Source organism: Nitrincola alkalisediminis, assembly GCF_009821115.1.
GTDB lineage: Bacteria > Pseudomonadota > Gammaproteobacteria > Pseudomonadales > Balneatricaceae > Nitrincola > Nitrincola alkalisediminis.
In genome coordinates, this window is record NZ_VYTY01000001.1 from 24,717 (window position 1) to 43,320 (window position 18,604).

Below are 18,604 nucleotides of genomic sequence, written 5' to 3' on the forward strand. Positions count from 1 at the left end.
AATGCTCCTTAAACCTTACCAACCAGCATTGCGTTATACGCAGGCTGCAGCATTCTGTCTTTCATAATCCAGACAGCCCAAGATTCTTCTTTAGGGTCAATAAAGGAGAAGGACGGCAAGAGTTCGCCACCCCAACCAAACTCAACCAGCATGGCTTTGCCAACGGCGGTGATCATTGGGCAAGAGGTGTATCCATTATGCTTGGCTAACAAGGGTTGGCCTTGAATATGAGCTAGGATGTTGGGTTCTAGAACCGAGGCCTGCATTTTGACACTGGCCGCTGTTTTGTTGAACGGCATGCCCATGACATCACCAATCCCAAATACATTGCTGTATCGAGTGTGTTGCAATGTCTCCCGGTCAACTTCCATCCAGTTTCCAGCAAAAGGACCTTCTTTAAAAATCAATTCGCTCTCGCGCACCGATTTTGGAGCGGCCATGTGCGGAACTACGTGCAGGAAGTCATAATCTTGCGTGATTTCGCTGCCATCTTGCAGGGTAAAGGTTGCTTCTTTACGATCCGCATCAATAGCGGTTAAACGATGAAAGTCGTGCCGAGTTAAGCCTTGTTCAGTCCAGCGTTGTTTTACAAAATCATTGTAGTAGTCGACGCTGAACACTCGATCAGTGGGGGTGAAAAAGTGCATGTCAAAACGATCACGAACCCCTGCATCTTCAAGACGCGACAGCGTCGTGAAGGTCATTTTTAGAGGCGCGCCCGCGCATTTTATGGGGGTGGGGGACAGAGTGAAAACACCCTTTCCGCTGCCTTTGGCAATAAAACGCTCGATTTCTTCGTTGGTTTTTGCCGCCGCATCAATACCCGCGTATACACTGCCGATACCTTTTCCTTGGCCAATTAAATTTACATCCATTCCTTCAATGCGTTCATACTGCAGCTCAACGCCCGTCGCCACAATTAAGTAATCGTAGGTCAGTGTTTGTCCATCATTGAGTGTGACTCGGTTATTATCAGGGTCATATTCGGTTACCATTGCCCGAATCCAATTGACTCCAGAAGGAATCCATTCGGCTGTTTTGCTGAGGGTCTTGGATTTGTCCCAGACTCCCGACGCAACCAGCGTCCAGCCAGGTTGATAATGATGTTCTTGGCGGGCATCAATTAAGGTGATTTTGGCACCTTGTAAACTTCTCGATAGACGGTTGGCCATGGCCAAACCACCTGCACCTGCACCGCTAATCACCACGTGTGCGGATGTTCGAATTGCGTTTGCGCTTGCATTCCCTGCAAGGCTCAGGAGGGGGGCCGCAACCGTTGCGCCTAGACCCAGCTTAAGAAGATCTCGACGACGTTCATTGGCTGGCGGTGTTTTTTTATTGGACATACAGAAAGCTCCGAAGTCGTTCTTGAGGGAATGCGTGCTGTTTAAATCAAAACCGCGATTGTATACCCTAATTTTATTCCTTATTAGGCTAATGTAAATATAACTAATGTATAAATGTTTATATCATTTTGGAATATGAGTTGGTTTTTATCTCGCTGTTCAGAATGGGTTTTCCGCTAGCCTTACCTAAGGATAAGTCGCTATACTCTTGTTTATATTCTGTAGTCGTTAAGGCATACGCAGCGTGAATCCGCGAAAAATATCATATTCCGACAAGCGCGTTCTGCTGATCGAGAGCAGTGGCAATATGCGCTCGACTATTTCACAAATGCTACGGCAGCTAGGCGTCGTGAATATTCAAGCGATGACCATCAATGAACAAATACTCGACACCGTGCGTGACGAGGCGTTTGATATTGTCCTGTTAGGCCATAATGCGAGTGACAAAACAACGGGAATTCAGTTGTTAGAAGAAGCGCGTTTTAGAGGGTACATGCGTCCGACATGTGGTTGGATCTTTATGACCAGTGATTCATCACAAGCCGTTGTTCTTCATGCCATTGAAAGCAATCCCGATTATCTGATTACTAAGCCATTTACAGTTGATGAACTTAAATACCGTATTGATGCGTTAATTGCGCGTAAACAAGTCTTACGATCCATCGATGTTGCAATAGAGGCGGGTGATCATCAAGCGGCACTTGTGCATTGTGATGATGTTCCTGTGTATGAGCCTTGCTATGAAATTGCACAGCGGATTAAAGCAACCTTGTTGATTGATCTAGGGCGGGCCGATGAAGCACTGGATATCCTGCAACAGCATTTTTGGGATATGTCGGATAAAGATACAGGACTCTGTTTGGCAAAAGCCTTTATCAGCCTAAATCGCCTAGATGAAGCGTTGAGTTTGCTGAATGATCTGATTGAGGCGCATCCGCTTTTAGTACCCGCTTATGATCTTCTGGCAAACGTTCATGAACGGAAAGGGGATTTGGTTTTAGCAAGAGAAACGCTGGAAGTGGCTACGTCTAAATCACCATTGGGTATTCCCAGACAAATGGAGTTAGGTCGTGTTGCAACCTATACCCATGAGTTAAAGATAGCCGATACAGCCTATCGGCGCTCCATTTCGTTAGGGCGTAAAAGTTGTTATCGATCTCCTGATCCTTACTTGTACCTTGCCAATATTCGTCGTTTAGAGATGCTTTCAGCTGACCCTAAAGATAAGATTGAGCTCGAAAATAAAATGATGACCTTGCTGAATCTTGCCGAGTATTCATTTCCAAAAGACGTTGCATTTAAGGCACGATCTGCCTTGTTAAAAGCGAAATGGTGTGAGGATAATCAAAATAATGAGCAGGCTGCCGAGTTTATGCAGCAGGCTGAACGCATTAACAGAACCTTGGTTAGCCCATTGAATTTACAACGAGAAATGTTAATTGTTAGCGGTGATGCTGTTCCTATATTGGAAGAAAAAGTGGATCACACGGTGCTGCCAGATAAGGTGAATTTCGATCCGGTGATGAGTGACAAGGTTAATCGGCTGGCCAGTAAGCATTATATGGCAGGTAAATACGGTCAGGCACTGCGTTATCTGAATTTAGCAATCGACTACAACCCAACCAATGCAACAGTAATGTTAAATCTGGCTCAACTCTACTTAGAGGTAGCCCGCGACAATGAAGTAAATCGTGAGTCACGACTGAAGATGGTAAAGCGGTTTTTAAAGTTAACTCAGAAGTCTGCATTGACGGAGGAGGAGAAGGTAAGGCAGCGTCAGTTGATTTACTACTTTACTAAGCCGTTAACCAGTTTGCCTAAAGGTTCGTTGCATGCATTGTTAAAGTAGAGACACACGATGTGGTCTCCCCACAGGGACTCGAACCCCGATCTGGCCCTTAGGAGGGGCCCGTTCTATCCAGTTGAACTATAGGGAGATTTCTAAGTATTCTATCGAATTTGCTGATGTAAAACTAGAGTTAAGGCGTGGAAGTTATGGGCTAAGTTAAGCTTTCCCAATACGCCGTTGAGCCGAGTAGTTGCCTTTGCTGCCTTGTTGGTCATAGAGCGAATTCGTCGTATGCTGGCCCTGCAATAAATTAAGCAGTTGTTCTACATTTGCTTTGTTGCGCGATACAACTTGTTCGTTGCGTTCATTGGCAAGTCGGATTTCACGAAGAAGCTCGGTCAGCTGTGTCCAGTTGCCGATTAAGGCGCTACGCTCAGGGGAGGGCAGGGTGCTGCACAACTGCTTAAATCCATCTTCAGACGGAGTAAAGCCGAGCAAAGTGAGCGATTGATTGCGCTCTAAAATACTGCTTTCAATCTCGCGTAACACTTGGTGTTTACGCTGAGTCATGTCATTGAGTGCGTCTAGATCTCTTGAAACGATAATAGAAAGCTCCTCCTCCAATAACTGGTGGAGTTTTTCAAACAACTCAACCCCTTCGCTGACCTGTTGGATGAAACGCTGTGAAGATGCGCTCGTCATAAAGGTCAAGCAAAGAGTTTGTCAAACTGCAGAAGTTTATCTGCAAGTTTTTCGTTATTAATTGAGTAGCTGCCATCGGCAATGGCGGCTTTAAGTTCAGCAACTCGAGCGGCATTAACGTCAGGGGCGCCTTCCGCTGCTTTACCTGCAGATTGAATCGCTTGAGCTGCATCGCTTAAGCGAACGGTATCCTTCGGCGGTGCCTGTGTGCCTCCTGCAGACGATTTTGATTGAGTCGATGGTGAGTTCGCATCACCGGGTTTGTTTCGACTCGCAGATGTCTGGTTAGAGGATAGGCTGTTGAATTCGATAGCCATCCTAAATTACCTCGTAAACTGTGTATAGCAAGGGTATCGACTCGTTTGTGAAAATCTTTAGTAAAAAAATAGGTTTTTTGTCAAAAAAAGCAAAAAACAGGTTTCGCACACTATTATAGTTCGATTACTGAACCCTAACCACTCCAGGTGCAATAATTATGGCTCTGACTTCATTGCCGGATTGGCTGTTTTGTACGCGAATTTGTTGTTGCTGTCGGCCATCCTCTAACGCAATACCAGGCATCCGAATGGTCAGAGAGCCTCTTTGTGCCTCAATCATCACTTGGTCGCCTCTAGAAACGAGCATGGCGACCTCTAACATACGCGCGTTGATGACTTGGTCGCTGCCAATTTGACGCCTGACGTGTTTCCCGATGACATCTTGCTCTCGTGTAAAATAATCCTGGCCGATGCGTGAGATATCTTGTTCAACCAGTTTAATATCGCTGGCGCTAATCCGGCTGTTACGCACCAGAGGCTTAGCGCTGACAACGACAGTCATCATTTGTCGTACCTGCGCTGTGACGAACAGGCTCCAGAAAGGCTGGTGGCACGTGGCTTTAGCCGTCACCCTTTGGCCACTGTTGAAGGGGATTTGGATTTCGAGTGGATATTCGCATGCAGCGAGAGTAAGGTTTTGATTGACGGGATTTACGCTGACGTCTAACCTGCTTTCAGGGAGACGTGTGCTAAACTCATGAATGATCGCCTCTTCAACCTGTTTTTGAATAGATTCGGGCAATTCAATCGCGAGGCTAGAGGTCGATTTTAAAAAAATAAGCAAAAACAGTAAAACTAATGGTAAATTATGTGAATTCACGTGTATGTTCAGCCTTAACAGGTGGATGTCACTTATGTATGAACGGTCTTGGGGTTTGATGAATCATGTCATCTATATTAGATAGTGTAAACCTACGTACGCAGATGGTTGGGCAGAACCGACTTGAATTGTTGCTTTTTGGCCTCGAGACCAGTCAGCGTTATGGCATTAACGTGTTTAAAGTGCGTGAAGTATTGCAGTGTCCTGAACTAACAGAGGTTCCTAGAAAGACAAGTGTAATCAAGGGAATGGCCCATATTCGAGGTGAAACGATCCCTGTTTTAGACTTGTCGGAGGCGATTGGTCGGTCTCCAGTGCCCGCAGAAGATGAACGTCGTTGTTTTTTAATCGTGGCTGAGTACAACAAACGCACTTTGGCCTTTCTTGTGAGAAAAGTGGATCGGATTCTGAACACCAATTGGGATCAGATCATGGCACCGCCTGCAGAAATCGGCTCAGACAACTATTTGACGGCTGTGTTTGAGTTTGAGAAAAAGCTCATCGAGATCATTGATGTTGAACAAATCCTAGCCGATATTTACCCTGCATCCACGGATGTCAGCGATGACATCGCTACCGAAAAAGTTAAAAAAGCCGCACATGAGTTGCATGTCTTGATCTGCGATGACTCTCAAGTTGCCCGTAATCAAATGCAGCGCAGCCTTGAAAATCTGGGTGTGAAGGTGACCTCTGCAAAGAATGGTCGCGAAGCTTGGTTGATGCTAAAAGACATGGCTGGCAAAGGTGTTGATGTTGAACAGTATTATTTGATGCTGATCTCGGATATCGAAATGCCTGAGATGGATGGATATACCTTAACATCAATGATTCGCAACGATACGCGTATGCAGCGAATGCACATTATTCTGCATACATCCTTAAGCGGTGGTTTTAACGTATCAATGGTTAAAAAAGTTGGAGCTGATGGCTTCTTAGCTAAGTTTAATCCTGACGAACTTGCTTCTGTTGTGGTTAAACGTATTGAAGCGGTCAGTAAGCGCTGATTAAGTAAGGGGGCTATGTGAGAACAGGGTTCACGATCACATCTGATGAGTTCAAAAACTTTAGCCAGTTTCTTGAGAAAAGCTGTGGAATTTTATTAGCCGAGCACAAGCAATATCTTGTACAGAGCCGCCTAAGCAAAATTATGCAAAAGGAAGGCTTTGCGACATTAAGCGAGCTGGTGAATCGGCTTAACTCGATGGGAGGCAATCTCCTTAAAGAGCAAGTCATTGACGCGATGACAACCAACGAAACCTTATGGTTTAGAGATATTCATCCATATGAAATACTCAAAGATAAACTATTGCCCGAAATCGCCAGTGGTCAGCCAATGCAAAAGCTGCGGATTTGGTCTGCAGCCTGTTCAAGCGGTCAAGAGCCCTATTCAATCAGTATGGTGATCGAAGAGTTTAGACAGTCTCGTGCGGGGGCTTTTTCGGCAGGCCAAGAAATTGTCGCCACAGATATCTCTTCAGTGATTTTAGATCAGGCGAAGCGTGGTGAGTATGAGATGCTGGCGCTTGGCCGTGGGTTGTCGCAGGATCGCTTGAATCGTTTTTTTAGAAAAAACCCCGAAGGGAGTTGGACGATTAAGCCTGAGATTAAGGCGCGCGTTAAGTTTCAAAGCCTTAATCTGCTAGGACAGTACTCTTCGTTAGGTCAATTTGACATTATATTCTGTCGGAACGTTCTGATTTATTTTTCATCGGATGTTAAAACTGAAATTTTGAGAAAAATGCATAAGCAGCTCAAGCCTGGAGGGTATCTTATTTTAGGTGCTTCTGAGTCGCTCTCTGGCTTGCCTGATTTATACCGCATGATTCATTGCCGCCCCGGCATTATTTACCAGAGCATTTAACTTGCCGCCTAAGTGGCAGACTCTTGCCGCTTTCACCTTGCTAATAATGATGGATAGACCTCTATCATTATTAGATTCAAATAAAATCAATAGTTTACAATGAGTGGCACGTAGATTGCTTTATTTGTAGTAAAGCGTATCTAGGTGTTCGCTTCTCACGTTTTAAATGGGTAAGGTCAAGGCTATGTCAATTAATTTCAAATCAGCTCTCGGAATACATGCCGATGCTCTGACTTTCAGAGCACATCGTGCCGAGGTGTTGGCGAATAATATTGCGAATTCTGATACGCCTAACTTTAAAGCGCGAGATGTCGATTTCAAGCAGGTGCTTGAGAGCAAGATGACGCACAGTCCATTGCATTTACAGAAAACGCAGGGTGGGCATATCGACGGATTAGTGAATCCCGATTTTGCTGCAGATTTAATGTACCGTATACCCTTTCAGCCTGCGGTTGATGGCAACACAGTCGAAGTGCAGGAAGAGATTAGTCGTTTTACTGATAACTCGTTACGTTATCAGGCGAGCTTTGAGTTTTTGAATGGCAAGTTCAGTGGGCTTAAAAAAGCCATAAAGGGTGAATAAGTATGTCTTTGTCGAATGTATTTGGGATTGCGGGTTCTGCTATGAGTGCTCAAACCATACGTTTGAACACCACCGCCAGTAATATGGCAAACGCTGAGAGCGTTAGCTCTAGCGAAGGTGAAACCTATAGAGCGCGCAAACCCGTATTCGCACTAAAGGCGCCAGACGTAAGTCAGTTAGGTGAAACGCCCACTGGGTTAGCGCCCGGTCAAGGCGTACAAGTATTGGATATTATTGAAAGTCAAACGCCTTTACGTATGGCGTATGAGCCGAATCATCCTTTATCAAATGAACAGGGTTACGTTTTTTATCCAAACGTCAATGTGATTGAAGAAATGGCCGATATGATTTCAGCATCACGATCATTTCAGATCAATGCAGATGTACTGAATACGACGAAGCAGATGCTGCAGAAAACCATGACCTTAGGTCAAAGCTAAGTCTCAGAGGGTTGAGAGATGAGCACTATTAACACGAGCAACATATTTGATCAGATAAACCGCGATAACAAAGCGGCGGAGATCAAAAAGTCTGATGGCACTGATGATAATCAAATGTTTATGAAGCTTTTGATTGCACAGTTGCAGAATCAGGATCCGACCAACCCATCTGATACATCTGATTTTATGCAGCAGATATCCAGCATGACCATGGTTGAGACGATGACCGGTATGGCTAAGACATTTGAAACGATGAGCAATAGCTTGCTTAGCAGCCAGAGTGCACTTCAAGCGTCTTCTATGGTGGGTCAACGGGTATTTATTAATACGGATATTGCTCAGTTAACTCAGGCTGGAGGAGCGCTACCCGGAACGGTAAGTCTTGTGACCCCAACAACTAGCTTGCGTGTCTCAATTTTTGATCAAGGCGGCAATTTGGTTGACCAAGTGAATATGGGATCGGCATCGTCGGGTGAACGAAGCTTTGTTTGGAATGCGAGCGAAGACGTGCCTGCAGGAAGCTACCAAATTATAGCAGAAGCCTTTGATGGCGATGAATATGTGCAAGTTGACACTTGGATGCCGTTTACAGTGAACAGCGTATCCTTGGGTCAAAATGGAATCGGAATGAAGGTCAATACCGCCATTGGCGCGATTAACTTTAGTGACGTCAAACAGTTAGGTTAAAGTGAGGTAAAAGTCATGTCATTCAATACAGCCGTTACAGGTCTCAAGGCCGCCTCCACAATGCTGGACGTTACCGGTAACAACATCGCAAACGTGGCGACCACGGGCTTCAAATCTTCTCGTACTCAGTTTGCGGACTTATATGCAACTTCAGTTGTTGGGGCGGGATCAAGCAATACACCGGGTTCCGGTGTTACTGTGTCTGGAATTTCTCAGGATTTTAGCGCAGGTACGATAGAGTTTACGAACAATAATCTTGATTTGGCCATTAATGGTTCTGGTTTTTTCCAATTGGATGATGGTCGAGGCTCTGTTACTTACACGCGCGCTGGTGCATTTGAGTTAAATAAAGAGGGTCTGATAGTATCGCCCAGTGGCAAGTTTTTACAAGGTTATGGGTTGGATGCGCAGGGTAACCAGTTACCTATTGGCAATCTTGCCGTGAAAGAGAAAGAAAGTCTGCCAAAAGCAACCGACAATATTAATCTTGCTGTTAACATTGATGCGCGAGCAGATGCAACCACTCTGACGCCAACTTACAGTAAAGATGATCCAAGTTCATTTACCTATTCAACGACGGTTAGAACCTTCGATAGTTTAGGTAATCCTCAAACGTTAAAGTATAACTTTGCAGAGCAGCGCCCTGTTCGTGAGTTGTTTGTATTTGATTTGGCTGTTGCAACTGATTTTCCTAGAATAGCCGGTGTTCAGTTGACAGCGGTTGATTTTGATACTGAAGGTAGATTAATTGATAACCTAGCGGTGACGCCACCTCAGTTGAGTGGTTTTAATGCAATTAGCCAAGCTGATCCACGAATTGATTTGACGACTGTTCGTCGTGAGTTATCGCCGCCACCGGCAAGTACTCCAACGGGTAGAGTGACCTTTGAGTTTAAATCTTGGGCCTCCGATACAGGAGAGGTTCTTGTGCAGAATCCAGATCAGACGTCAGCGATTAAATTTAATACACTTGTGGCAGATCGGTTTAGAGAAGCGAATGAGACTCGAACTTACGATATAACAGTTGATGGCAATAAAACCACAGCAATCGGTACAACCGGGAATATTTTGTTAGCAGGTGTGACTATTCCAATTGCTGCCTCCAATACAGCAGAGCAAATTGCTCAGGCGATTAAAAATCGTGAAGCACAAATTTTAGATCGCAATCCCGAGATTGAGTCAGTTGAAATAAATACGCTTGGGGCTGTGCCAACCGTGACGCTTAAGTTTAAAGCGGATGTCGGTAATTTGGATAACGCTTCACCTGTCTATAAACCGCGTTTAACATTGACCGATCCGCCTGCAGGTGCTGGTTTACAGTTTGGCGATAACCTTATTACAACTGCAGTAACCGACAGTCAAATAGAAACCAGCAAGATTGTTGAGGGTGATAACGACTATCGTGGCTACTACCGTATGTATGCGTATCTTAATAATGTCGAATTATTGGATATAGGTAAACCCCAAGTTCCGGGTGCTGGTGTGGATACAGAACCAGGCCAAATTCTGATTAAGTTCAATCCCTCTAACGGTTTGCTGACCGAAGTCAATGGTGAGCAATTCCCGGCTGGAGGGCGTGCACCGAGTATTCAAATCAAAGGTGCTGATCCTGCTTCTGAAACGACGGTCATTGATATGCGTCTAGATAACACGACCCAATTTGCTTCGGCGTCTATCGTGAAATCGCAGCAGCAAAATGGCTATGCGAAGGGTGACTTAATTGGTGTGACATTTGCCCCTACCGGTGAAATGATTGCGTCTTTCAGTAATGGTCAAGAGCAGCGTTTAGGTATTGTTGCTTTCGCCACCTTTGAGAACCAAGACGGGCTCCAACCAGTCGGTAATACAGAGTGGATTGCATCCTTGCAGTCAGGTAATCCGATTCTGAACGCCCCCGGAACGGGCTTGAACGGAACCTTGCGCTCGGCGGCGTTGGAGCAATCGAATGTGGATTTGTCCACTGAGCTTGTGAACTTGATCCAGGCGCAGCGTAACTTCCAAGCAAGCTCTAAAACGTTAGAAACGGTTAATAACATTACTCAGAATATTTTGAACATCTAATAATCTATCTGGGTTCAAGAAAAAAGCCTCTGCCTCTATCGGTGGAGGCTTTTTTTTTGCCTGAAACTTAGTCTGCGTGTCTTCTGTGGCACGACCCTTGCTTATACATGCTTAGAGAATACAAAAGCGGCAAGACTTAACCGCTTGTCAGCTGAATAGGAGTAAACGATGGATAAGGTGCTGTTTTTGGCCATGACGGGGGCACGAGAAAATATGAACGCCCAACAGATTCGGTCTAATAACCTTGCAAACGTTACCACGACTGGGTTTAAGCAAGATTTTGAGCAAGCCCGATCAATGCGTGTGTTTGGCGATGGCCACACGTCACGTGTCTATGCGATGGCCGAAACACCCGGCACCAACCGGGAATCAGGAACCTTGCAGCAAACAGGACGTGCACTCGATATTGCCATTATGGGTGAGGGATGGTTAGCCGTCCAAGGGCCGGATGGTAATGAAGCTTACACCCGCGCGGGTGCTCTGCAGATCAATGCCGCCAATCAATTAGTGACGGGCAATGGTTTGCCGATTATTGGTAATGGCGGTATTCCAATTTTCATTCCTGATTACCAAAGCATCGATATTGCCAATGATGGCTCAATTACCATCCGGCCACTTGGCGATAATGCAGCCGAGTTGGCTTTGGTCGATGTAATTAAAATGGTCCGTTTAGATCCTGCCAATTCGTTTAAAGGGCCAGATGGCTTGATGAGAACCGATGATCGTGTCCCGATCGCACCAGCTCTGGATTTGCAAATGCGCTCTGGCTATCTCGAGACCAGTAATGTGAATGCCATCGAAGAAATGACGTCCATCATCAGTTTATCTCGACAGTACGAAATTCAAATTAAGATGATGAAAACTGCAGAAGAAAACTCAAGCGCTTCGGCTCGCTTGCTGCAAATGAGCTAATTTTAGGAGTATACAGTTATGCACGGCGCGCTTCATGTAGCTAAAACCGGTTTGAGTGCACAAGACACCAACCTTCGCGTGATTTCGAATAACTTAGCGAACGTCAGTACGGTGGGCTTTAAAAAAGATCGCGCCGTTTTTGAGGATTTGCTTTATCAAGTCCGCCGTCAGCCAGGGGCTCAGAATGCCAATGATGCCCAGCTTCCTTCTGGATTGCAGCTAGGCCATGGTGTGCGGACAGTTAGTACGCAAAAAATGTTCGAAACGGGTGATTTGCAGATTACCGATCGTACCTTTGACTTGGCCATCAATGGTCGTGGATTTTTCCAAGTCGTCCAGCCCAATGGTGACATTGCCTACACCCGCAATGGTCAATTCCATTTAAATGCTGACAATCAGGTGGTCACGGCTGAAGGCTATGCGCTTGAACCTGCGATTGAGCTTCCCGGTGAAGTGGTCAGTTTCAGTGTAGGCGTTGATGGTCAGGTAACCGTAGTTGTTGCTGGAGACATTGCAGCACAAAACATTGGCCAGATTACACTCGCCGACTTCGTGAACCCGGAAGGGCTGTTGGCGGTGGGTCAAAACCTGTTCCAAGAAACGGCGGCCAGTGGCCCTGCGAACGTTCTTGTGGCCGGAGAGGATGGCGCAGGCATTATTAAACAAGGCATGCTTGAAGGTTCAAACGTCAATGCGGTTGAGGAGTTGGTCAATATGATTACCACTCAACGTGCCTATGAGATTAACTCAAAAGTAATTTCGACGGCAGATCAGATGCTATCGTTTGCAACTCAGCAGCTTTAAGGTTGAGTGACTTGAGGAGGGCGATAATGAAACATTTAACACGATTGGGTTTGGTCGTATCAGCCGCTTGGATGATGTCTGGCTGCGTGACAAAAGCTCCAAAGCCAGATAATCCATTCTACGCACCCATTCCCATGGCGTCATTGGAAACGCCAAAGCCGATCAATGGTGCGATTTACAATCCTTCTACAAGCATGAACCTGTATGGTGATGGTCGGGCTCATAGAGTCGGCGATATTTTGACCATCGATTTAACTGAGCGGACTCAGTCGTCTAAAAGCTCCAGTACGTCCTTGGATAAAAGTACAAATGTGAACGTAGCGGCCCCCACTATAATGGGGGAACCTTTGTCGGTATTTGGTCGTCCCTTGTCGGCGGGAATTGGTGGAAGCAGTGCGTTTGATGGTGACTCCTCCTCAGACATGAGTAACCGCCTCAGCGGCAATATTACGGTGTCTGTGCAAGAAATTTACCCTAATGGGGTAATGTTGGTTCGAGGTGAGAAATGGTTAACCCTGAATCAAGGCGATGAATACATTCGTGTTAGTGGTTTGGTCCGGCCGCAAGACATTAAACCCGATAATACAATTGAATCGACTCGCTTAGCCGATGCACGCATTACCTACAGTGGCACGGGAGCGACGGCGGATGTTAATGTGATGGGTTGGCTTTCACGCTTTTTCATTAGTGCATTAATGCCTTTCTAAGGAGACGATGATGCGATTCATAATGATGCTGTGCTTGGTATTAAGCTTGAGTATTCAGGCAGCGATGGCGAATACCGCGCGCTTAAAAGATTTGGTATCCGTCTCCGGTGTGAGAAATAACCAATTGGTGGGCTATGGTCTTGTCGTCGGGTTAGACGGTACTGGAGATAAAACGAATTTCACCTCGCAAACCTTCCGTAACATGCTCAATAACTTTGGTGTTGCAATTCCGCCAAATATCAACCCTAACTCAAAAAATATAGCTGCTGTGGCGATTCATGCGGACTTGCCTCCTTTTGCAAAGCCCGGTCAGACCATTGATATCACCGTCTCTACCATTGGTGATGCCAAGAGTTTAAGGGGTGGATCCTTGTTAATGGCGCCTCTTAAAGGAGCCGATGGGCAAGTCTATGCAATTGCTCAGGGTAACTTAATTGTTGCGGGATTTGGTGCGGAAGGCCGAGATGGATCACGTTTATCTGTCAATGTGCCAAGCGTTGGTCGCATACCCAATGGAGCATCCGTTGAGCGTGAAGTGGCCAGTGGTTTTGGTCAGGGAGACAGTTTAACCCTCAATTTGCACAGTCCAGATTTTACAACGGCGCGTCGTGTCGCCGAGCAGATTAATGGATTATTAGGGCCTGATGTTGCCGCTGCGTTAGATTCAGCCTCTATCAGAGTCCGTGCACCACGAGATGCTTCGCAGCGTGTAACCTTCTTGTCGGTTCTTGAAAATTTACCGATTGAAACTGCACAAGAAACCGCTAAAGTGATTATTAACTCACGTACAGGTACAATTGTAATCGGTCAACATGTTCGCGTGTCGCCAGTAGCCATTACACATGGCGGTCTCACCGTGACCATTACGGAAGAGTTTGATGTCGATCAGCCAGATCCCTTGGCACGTGGGCGCACTGTTGTGACACCTCGCTCAGGCATTGAAATTGATGAAGGTTCTGGTCGGATGTTTGAGTTTGCACCGGGTGCATCTTTACAGGACATCGTGGAAGCGGTTAATAATGTTGGCGCAGCGCCCGGTGACTTAATGGCAATTCTTGAAGCCCTCAAACAAGCGGGCGCTTTAAGAGCAGAATTAGTGGTTATTTAAAATGGATAGCAGCAAGCCTCTTCAAGCGCAATCGCCTCAGTTTTACACCGAGCTGAATCAGCTGAATGATTTACGTCGTAAGGCCAACGGCGATAAAGAGGCGGCGCTTAAAGAGGTGGCACAACAGTTCGAGCAAATCTTTTTAAGCATGATGCTGAAAAGTATGCGCGATGCGAATGAAAGCTTTGCTCAAGATAATCCGTTTAATGGCAACAACACGCGTTTTTACCAAGATATGTATGACCAGCAAATGACGCTGGATCTGTCTCAAAATAGCCGTTTAGGCTTGGCGGAAATTATGGTGCGTCAGCTGAGTCAAGTCGGCGATTTGCGCAATCAGAAAGACGATGATGACGAGTCACGTACTCAGATGAAAACCGATACTGAGCGTATGTTAAACACCGCCGTCGATGCGACGGCACGTTTAGCGGCATCGGCCGTCTTGGGTAAAGCCCATACGCAAGCAAGTTCAGGTGCTGCATCTTCTGAATCCGCGAAAAGCGTTAAGGACGTTGACTCAGCCACTGCGAGTAAAGCCTCTAAAACAAATGGGTCAGTTGAAAACCTCCCTGAGCGCTTTAATTCTCCAGATGAGTTCGTTTCAGCACTCTTGCCCTTAGCCGAAAATGTTGCGCAGGAGCTGGGAGTTGATCCAAAAGTACTGCTAGCGCAAGCGGCGTTAGAGACAGGTTGGGGACGGTTCGTGATTGAAGGCAGTCATAATCTATTCAATATTAAAGCCGATCGCCGTTGGGATGGGGATAGGGTGTCAGTCTCGACCCTAGAATATCGCCAAGGCCAAGCACAACGTGAAATGGCGTCGTTTAGGTCCTATGCTAACTATGAAGAAAGCTTTAGGGATTATGTGGATTTTTTAAAAACCAATCCCCGTTATCAACAGGCGTTGCAAAATACCTCTAATCCTTCAGCGTATCTGCGCGAATTGCAGGCAGCGGGGTATGCAACAGATCCTGCATATGCGAAGAAAATTGAACAAATATATACCGGCAGTGTGATGGCAAGAGTCAATATTGATACTCAAGAAGGCTGAGTATTGGCCGATATATTTATAAGGGTATGGACGGAAGCAGTACCTCACGTGTTTGAGCTGTAATTCCATCAGGAGTCGAAAATGTCATCTAACTTGTTAAATCTGGGCTTGCAGAGTATCAGAGCCAATCAGTCCGCGCTGTCGGTCATTGGTCAGAACATTGCCAACGTGAATACTCCTGGCTATAACCGTCAAGTGACCAACCAATCCACCCGTGATAATCAAATGGGTGTGCAGGTTACGGATATACAACGAATTACAGATCAGTTTTTAACGCGTCAATTGTGGTCTGATACATCATCAGCCTCTTATGCTCAAACCTTTACACTTCTAGCGGATGAAATCGATAACCGTTTGGCGAGCAGTACCAGCAGTGTATCAACGGCGTTGGACAACTATTTTAAAGCCATGCAAAACGTTGTGGATGACCCGATTTCGTTACCGAACCGTGAAGTTTTCTTGGCCGAAGCCCGTGGTCTAACGCAGCGCTTCAGTGAATTAAGCGCCTCTTTAACTCGCCAGAGCCAGACCATCAACGATCAACTGGTTGTGTACTCTCAGGAAGTGTCTTCCATAGCGGCAAATATTGCGGATATGAATGAAAAGATACGTTTAGCGAATGCTGCAAACCGCCCATCGAATGAGTTGAAAGACCAGCGTGATGAAATGGTTGTGAAATTATCGGAATATTTGGATGTATCTGTTGTTGAGCAAGGACGAGATCAGTACAGCATTTTTATTGGCAATGGCTTACCCTTAGTGGTCGATAACAGTGCTAATGTGTTGACGGCTACACGAGGCGATCCAAGTGCCGATCAATATCAACTCAGTTTATTGATTGCAGGTCGCCCTGCGGACTTATCAAATCAAATTAGCCGAGGCAAGCTAGGTGGATTAACCGAATACCGTGAAAAAATCCTTGAGCCGGCTCAGCAAGAGTTAGGACGGATTGCTATCTTGGTCGCCGGTTCTATGAATGATCAGCACAAGATGGGTATGGATCTTGATGGTCGGCTTGGTGGTAATTTATTTCGAGACATTAACGACGCAGCGTTAACTCAGCAGCGCATTAGTCCAAAACGGACCAATGACAGCACTCTGTCGGCTGGAAGTGTTGTCATAACGGATGCAACCAAGCTTAAAGCCAGTGATTACACCCTAGTTGTGGGCTTGGATGCCGTGGCGACCGTTAAGCGTGAGTCCGATGGACGCGTATTTTCACTCAGTGATATGACCAGTGTTGCCTCTCCTTCCGATGTAACCGAGGGTAGTTATTACATCGATGCCAATTCTGAAACCTTAGTTGTGGCACTGGACGGATTTAGAGTCAGCTTAAATACCACGACGCCCATGCGTCCGGGCGATACCTTCTTGATTCAACCCGTGGCAACAGGCGCCAGTGATATTCGAACCGAATTAACAAGTGGCCGTCAACTGGCTTTGGCTTCGCCGATTCGTGTAGAAGCACCCCAGGACAATACGGGAACAGGCGTAGCATCCGTCGAAATTACAGATATAAATGCGACGAGTTTTTCGGTAAGCAAACGCTTACAACCGCCAGTTGAAGTACGTTTTTCGAATACCGATCCTCTGACGTTCAGTGTGTTTGATATGTCCAATCCAAATAGTCCACAAGCATTGGATTTGGGAAATGGACCCATGGTTGGCCAGACGTTTACTCCCGGTGTGGTGATTGAACTGGATGGTTACAATGTGCGGATCAATAATCAGCCTAAGGCTGGTGATCGTTTTTCATTTGACTACAATACCGACGGTGTTTCGGATAACCGTAATGCATTGTTGATGTCGGGTTTGCAGCAGAAAGGAATGATTAATACACAATCCTTTCAAGATATATATGGAAGCATGGTCTCCAAAGTAGGCACTGAAACCTCAGTCGCTCAGATTAACTTCCGCTCGAGTCGTTCAGTGTTGGAGTCAACGATGAATGCCCGTGCAAGTGTGTCCGGCGTAAACCTGGATGAGGAAGCGGCGAAGTTGATACAGTATCAGCAAGCCTACCAAGCCTCAGCTCAGTTGATTCGTGCTTCTCAGACCCTGTTTGACTCATTGCTAAGCGTTGTGTAATAGGAGCCTATCATGCGTATTGCCACTCAACAACAGTTCTCCAATGCAATTAACAATATGCAGCGCAACCAGCAAACACTGTCGAAGACTCAGGAGCAAATTTCGGCGGCTAAGCGTGTGCTTAAGCCATCTGATGATCCAGTTGCAGCCGCGCAAATTGCAAAGCTTGAGCGTGAGTTGGCTCAGTACGATAAATTTAAAACCAACATTGATGTGACGCGAAGACGGCTTGAGCTTGAAGAGACAATCCTGACCGATATTAATGTTGCGCTGGACCGTATGCGTGAACTCACCATTCAAGCAGGTAACGCTACCTTAAGTGACAGTGATCGAGTCACGATAGCGAAAGAGCTGAGGGAAATGGCCAGTTATTCGGCAAGTTTGATGAACACCAAAGACTCGCAAGGTGAATATTTGTTTTCAGGCAGTAAAGGCCTGACGAAACCCTACGAGCTGATGCCGGATGGTCGTTATCAATTTAATGGCGATGGTGGCCAGCGAATGATACAGGTCTCCAGTGATTTGTTGGTACCCTCGAATGATTCAGGCGAGTTATTATTCGAAGCCGTTGGTCGTCGATTGGTGGTGAATCCTGAAGGCGAGGCCAGAGACATGGTGGCCTCTGTGAGCTTTGATAGTAAGGCGGACGAGGATCGTTTTAGAAGCTTCAGCGCAGGCCTGCGTGATTTACAATTGTCGCTAGAGCTGACAGCGGATGCACCTGCGAATGAATATGCCTATCGCCTTCGCGACAGTGGCGGCAATTTGATTGCCGAAGTGGATAATCTGTCTGATGGCGATTTTCCGGTTGAAATAGAGCTTGAGGGCTTAAAGATTGCGTTGCAGCAGCCAACCCCTGCTTTAAATCTAGCGACCAATCCTCAGGCAGACGTCGTATTGAACATCCGCAGTGAGCAAAAAAGTTTGATTGATGTTGCATTGGATTTTGCGGAAATACTGGAGCGTCCTAAAACACCGGAGAATGCTAAAGAGCTCGAAGAGATGACGGCGAAAACGCTAGCTGATTTTGTGACGGCGGCTGAGCGCAATCTTGAAGTTCGGACCGCATTAGGTGCACGTCAAAATGCATTGGATCGAGTTGAGTCTTCAAATGAAGAGTTTACACTTTTCACCAAAACGACCTTATCAAGTATACAAGACCTTGATTATGCGACTGCGATTACTGAGTTTAAAATGGCCGAAGTAACCTTACAAGCAGCACAAGCCACCTTTGCTCGTGTGCAAAATCTCAGCTTATTTGACTACCTACGTTAACGAAACGTATAGATGAGTCTGATTGATGAGTTTCGTGCCATTTAAAGTCTCGT

Annotated in this window: 18 protein-coding genes and 1 tRNA gene; 14 read left to right on the plus strand and 5 right to left on the minus strand. The window is 46.1% G+C overall.

The window, feature by feature from the left end; genetic code table 11:
- Nucleotides 1-8: 8 nt before the first annotated feature.
- Entirely contained in the window at nt 9-1,346 is a 1,338-nt protein-coding gene (locus F5971_RS00110) for an NAD(P)/FAD-dependent oxidoreductase (RefSeq protein ID WP_036513792.1), read from the minus strand.
- Nucleotides 1,347-1,590: 244 nt separating this feature from the next.
- Between F5971_RS00110 and F5971_RS00115 the strand changes: the two genes are divergently transcribed.
- Entirely contained in the window at nt 1,591-3,195 is a 1,605-nt protein-coding gene (locus F5971_RS00115) for a response regulator (RefSeq protein WP_036513796.1), read from the plus strand.
- A 12-nt stretch (nt 3,196-3,207) separates the two neighbouring features.
- On the opposite strand, the gene F5971_RS00120 is transcribed toward F5971_RS00115, so the two are convergent.
- The 4 genes from F5971_RS00120 to flgA form a co-directional block, all read right to left on the minus strand.
- A tRNA-Arg gene (locus F5971_RS00120) sits at nt 3,208-3,283 on the minus strand.
- A 68-nt stretch (nt 3,284-3,351) separates the two neighbouring features.
- Entirely contained in the window at nt 3,352-3,837 is a 486-nt protein-coding gene (locus F5971_RS00125) for a flagella synthesis protein FlgN (protein WP_051514624.1), read from the minus strand.
- Between the two features lie 5 nt (nt 3,838-3,842).
- A complete protein-coding gene (flgM, locus tag F5971_RS00130; RefSeq protein WP_051514625.1) occupies nt 3,843-4,154 on the minus strand; it encodes a flagellar biosynthesis anti-sigma factor FlgM in 312 nt (103 codons plus the stop codon).
- Nucleotides 4,155-4,278: 124 nt separating this feature from the next.
- Nucleotides 4,279-4,974: a flagellar basal body P-ring formation chaperone FlgA gene (gene flgA / locus F5971_RS00135; RefSeq protein ID WP_051514626.1), complete on the minus strand. Its 696-nt coding sequence runs from the start codon at nt 4,972-4,974 to the stop codon at nt 4,279-4,281.
- Between the two features lie 65 nt (nt 4,975-5,039).
- Here flgA and F5971_RS00140 point away from each other — a divergent pair, with 65 nt between their 5' ends.
- From F5971_RS00140 to flgL, 13 genes are all read left to right on the plus strand, one after another.
- Complete coding sequence (locus F5971_RS00140; protein ID WP_036513799.1) at nt 5,040-5,978, plus strand: chemotaxis protein CheV; 939 nt, start codon at nt 5,040-5,042, stop codon at nt 5,976-5,978.
- 17 nt (nt 5,979-5,995) lie between these two features.
- Nucleotides 5,996-6,835, plus strand: coding sequence for a CheR family methyltransferase (locus F5971_RS00145; RefSeq protein WP_081763923.1), 840 nt, complete (start codon nt 5,996-5,998; stop codon nt 6,833-6,835).
- A 184-nt stretch (nt 6,836-7,019) separates the two neighbouring features.
- The gene (gene flgB / locus F5971_RS00150; protein ID WP_036513909.1) at nt 7,020-7,418 is read left to right on the plus strand and encodes a flagellar basal body rod protein FlgB; all 399 of its coding nucleotides are present in this window, start codon (nt 7,020-7,022) and stop codon (nt 7,416-7,418) included.
- Nucleotides 7,419-7,420: 2 nt separating this feature from the next.
- The gene (gene flgC / locus F5971_RS00155; RefSeq protein WP_036513803.1) at nt 7,421-7,858 is read left to right on the plus strand and encodes a flagellar basal body rod protein FlgC; all 438 of its coding nucleotides are present in this window, start codon (nt 7,421-7,423) and stop codon (nt 7,856-7,858) included.
- Nucleotides 7,859-7,876: 18 nt separating this feature from the next.
- On the plus strand, nt 7,877-8,545 hold the full coding sequence (locus F5971_RS00160) for a flagellar hook assembly protein FlgD (protein ID WP_036513806.1): 669 nt from the start codon (nt 7,877-7,879) through the stop codon (nt 8,543-8,545).
- A gap of 15 nt (nt 8,546-8,560) precedes the next feature.
- The gene (locus F5971_RS00165; protein WP_193493341.1) at nt 8,561-10,606 is read left to right on the plus strand and encodes a flagellar hook-basal body complex protein; all 2,046 of its coding nucleotides are present in this window, start codon (nt 8,561-8,563) and stop codon (nt 10,604-10,606) included.
- 168 nt (nt 10,607-10,774) lie between these two features.
- Nucleotides 10,775-11,518 (plus strand): flagellar basal-body rod protein FlgF, encoded by a 744-nt coding sequence (gene flgF / locus F5971_RS00170; protein WP_036513811.1) that lies wholly within the window; start codon nt 10,775-10,777, stop codon nt 11,516-11,518.
- Nucleotides 11,519-11,536: 18 nt separating this feature from the next.
- Nucleotides 11,537-12,322: a flagellar basal-body rod protein FlgG gene (flgG, locus tag F5971_RS00175; protein ID WP_036513814.1), complete on the plus strand. Its 786-nt coding sequence runs from the start codon at nt 11,537-11,539 to the stop codon at nt 12,320-12,322.
- Nucleotides 12,323-12,348: 26 nt separating this feature from the next.
- Nucleotides 12,349-13,029, plus strand: a complete 681-nt coding sequence (gene flgH / locus F5971_RS00180; protein ID WP_193493342.1) for a flagellar basal body L-ring protein FlgH — start codon at nt 12,349-12,351, stop codon at nt 13,027-13,029.
- A gap of 22 nt (nt 13,030-13,051) precedes the next feature.
- Nucleotides 13,052-14,137, plus strand: coding sequence for a flagellar basal body P-ring protein FlgI (locus F5971_RS00185; RefSeq protein ID WP_272944865.1), 1,086 nt, complete (start codon nt 13,052-13,054; stop codon nt 14,135-14,137).
- A 1-nt stretch (nt 14,138) separates the two neighbouring features.
- On the plus strand, nt 14,139-15,188 hold the full coding sequence (gene flgJ, locus F5971_RS00190) for a flagellar assembly peptidoglycan hydrolase FlgJ (protein ID WP_193493344.1): 1,050 nt from the start codon (nt 14,139-14,141) through the stop codon (nt 15,186-15,188).
- A gap of 81 nt (nt 15,189-15,269) precedes the next feature.
- On the plus strand, nt 15,270-17,276 hold the full coding sequence (flgK, locus tag F5971_RS00195; RefSeq protein WP_036513821.1) for a flagellar hook-associated protein FlgK: 2,007 nt from the start codon (nt 15,270-15,272) through the stop codon (nt 17,274-17,276).
- Between the two features lie 12 nt (nt 17,277-17,288).
- Complete coding sequence (flgL, locus tag F5971_RS00200) at nt 17,289-18,551, plus strand: flagellar hook-associated protein FlgL (RefSeq protein WP_036513824.1); 1,263 nt, start codon at nt 17,289-17,291, stop codon at nt 18,549-18,551.
- Nucleotides 18,552-18,604: the final 53 nt, after the last annotated feature.

What these genes read in the sequence shown, in the direction of transcription:
- F5971_RS00110 (WP_036513792.1), bottom strand. Translation starts at nt 1,346, where the DNA reads ATGTCCAATAAAAAAACACCGCCAGCCAATGAACGTCGTCGAGATCTT.
- flgK (WP_036513821.1), top strand. Translation starts at nt 15,270, where the DNA reads ATGTCATCTAACTTGTTAAATCTGGGCTTGCAGAGTATCAGAGCCAAT.
- flgG (WP_036513814.1), top strand. Translation starts at nt 11,537, where the DNA reads ATGCACGGCGCGCTTCATGTAGCTAAAACCGGTTTGAGTGCACAAGAC.
- flgM (WP_051514625.1), bottom strand. Translation starts at nt 4,154, where the DNA reads ATGGCTATCGAATTCAACAGCCTATCCTCTAACCAGACATCTGCGAGT.
- flgJ (WP_193493344.1), top strand. Translation starts at nt 14,139, where the DNA reads ATGGATAGCAGCAAGCCTCTTCAAGCGCAATCGCCTCAGTTTTACACC.
- F5971_RS00140 (WP_036513799.1), top strand. Translation starts at nt 5,040, where the DNA reads ATGTCATCTATATTAGATAGTGTAAACCTACGTACGCAGATGGTTGGG.
- flgL (WP_036513824.1), top strand. Translation starts at nt 17,289, where the DNA reads ATGCGTATTGCCACTCAACAACAGTTCTCCAATGCAATTAACAATATG.
- F5971_RS00165 (WP_193493341.1), top strand. Translation starts at nt 8,561, where the DNA reads ATGTCATTCAATACAGCCGTTACAGGTCTCAAGGCCGCCTCCACAATG.
- flgC (WP_036513803.1), top strand. Translation starts at nt 7,421, where the DNA reads ATGTCTTTGTCGAATGTATTTGGGATTGCGGGTTCTGCTATGAGTGCT.
- flgB (WP_036513909.1), top strand. Translation starts at nt 7,020, where the DNA reads ATGTCAATTAATTTCAAATCAGCTCTCGGAATACATGCCGATGCTCTG.
- flgF (WP_036513811.1), top strand. Translation starts at nt 10,775, where the DNA reads ATGGATAAGGTGCTGTTTTTGGCCATGACGGGGGCACGAGAAAATATG.
- F5971_RS00125 (WP_051514624.1), bottom strand. Translation starts at nt 3,837, where the DNA reads ATGACGAGCGCATCTTCACAGCGTTTCATCCAACAGGTCAGCGAAGGG.
- F5971_RS00185 (WP_272944865.1), top strand. Translation starts at nt 13,052, where the DNA reads ATGATGCTGTGCTTGGTATTAAGCTTGAGTATTCAGGCAGCGATGGCG.
- flgH (WP_193493342.1), top strand. Translation starts at nt 12,349, where the DNA reads ATGAAACATTTAACACGATTGGGTTTGGTCGTATCAGCCGCTTGGATG.
- F5971_RS00160 (WP_036513806.1), top strand. Translation starts at nt 7,877, where the DNA reads ATGAGCACTATTAACACGAGCAACATATTTGATCAGATAAACCGCGAT.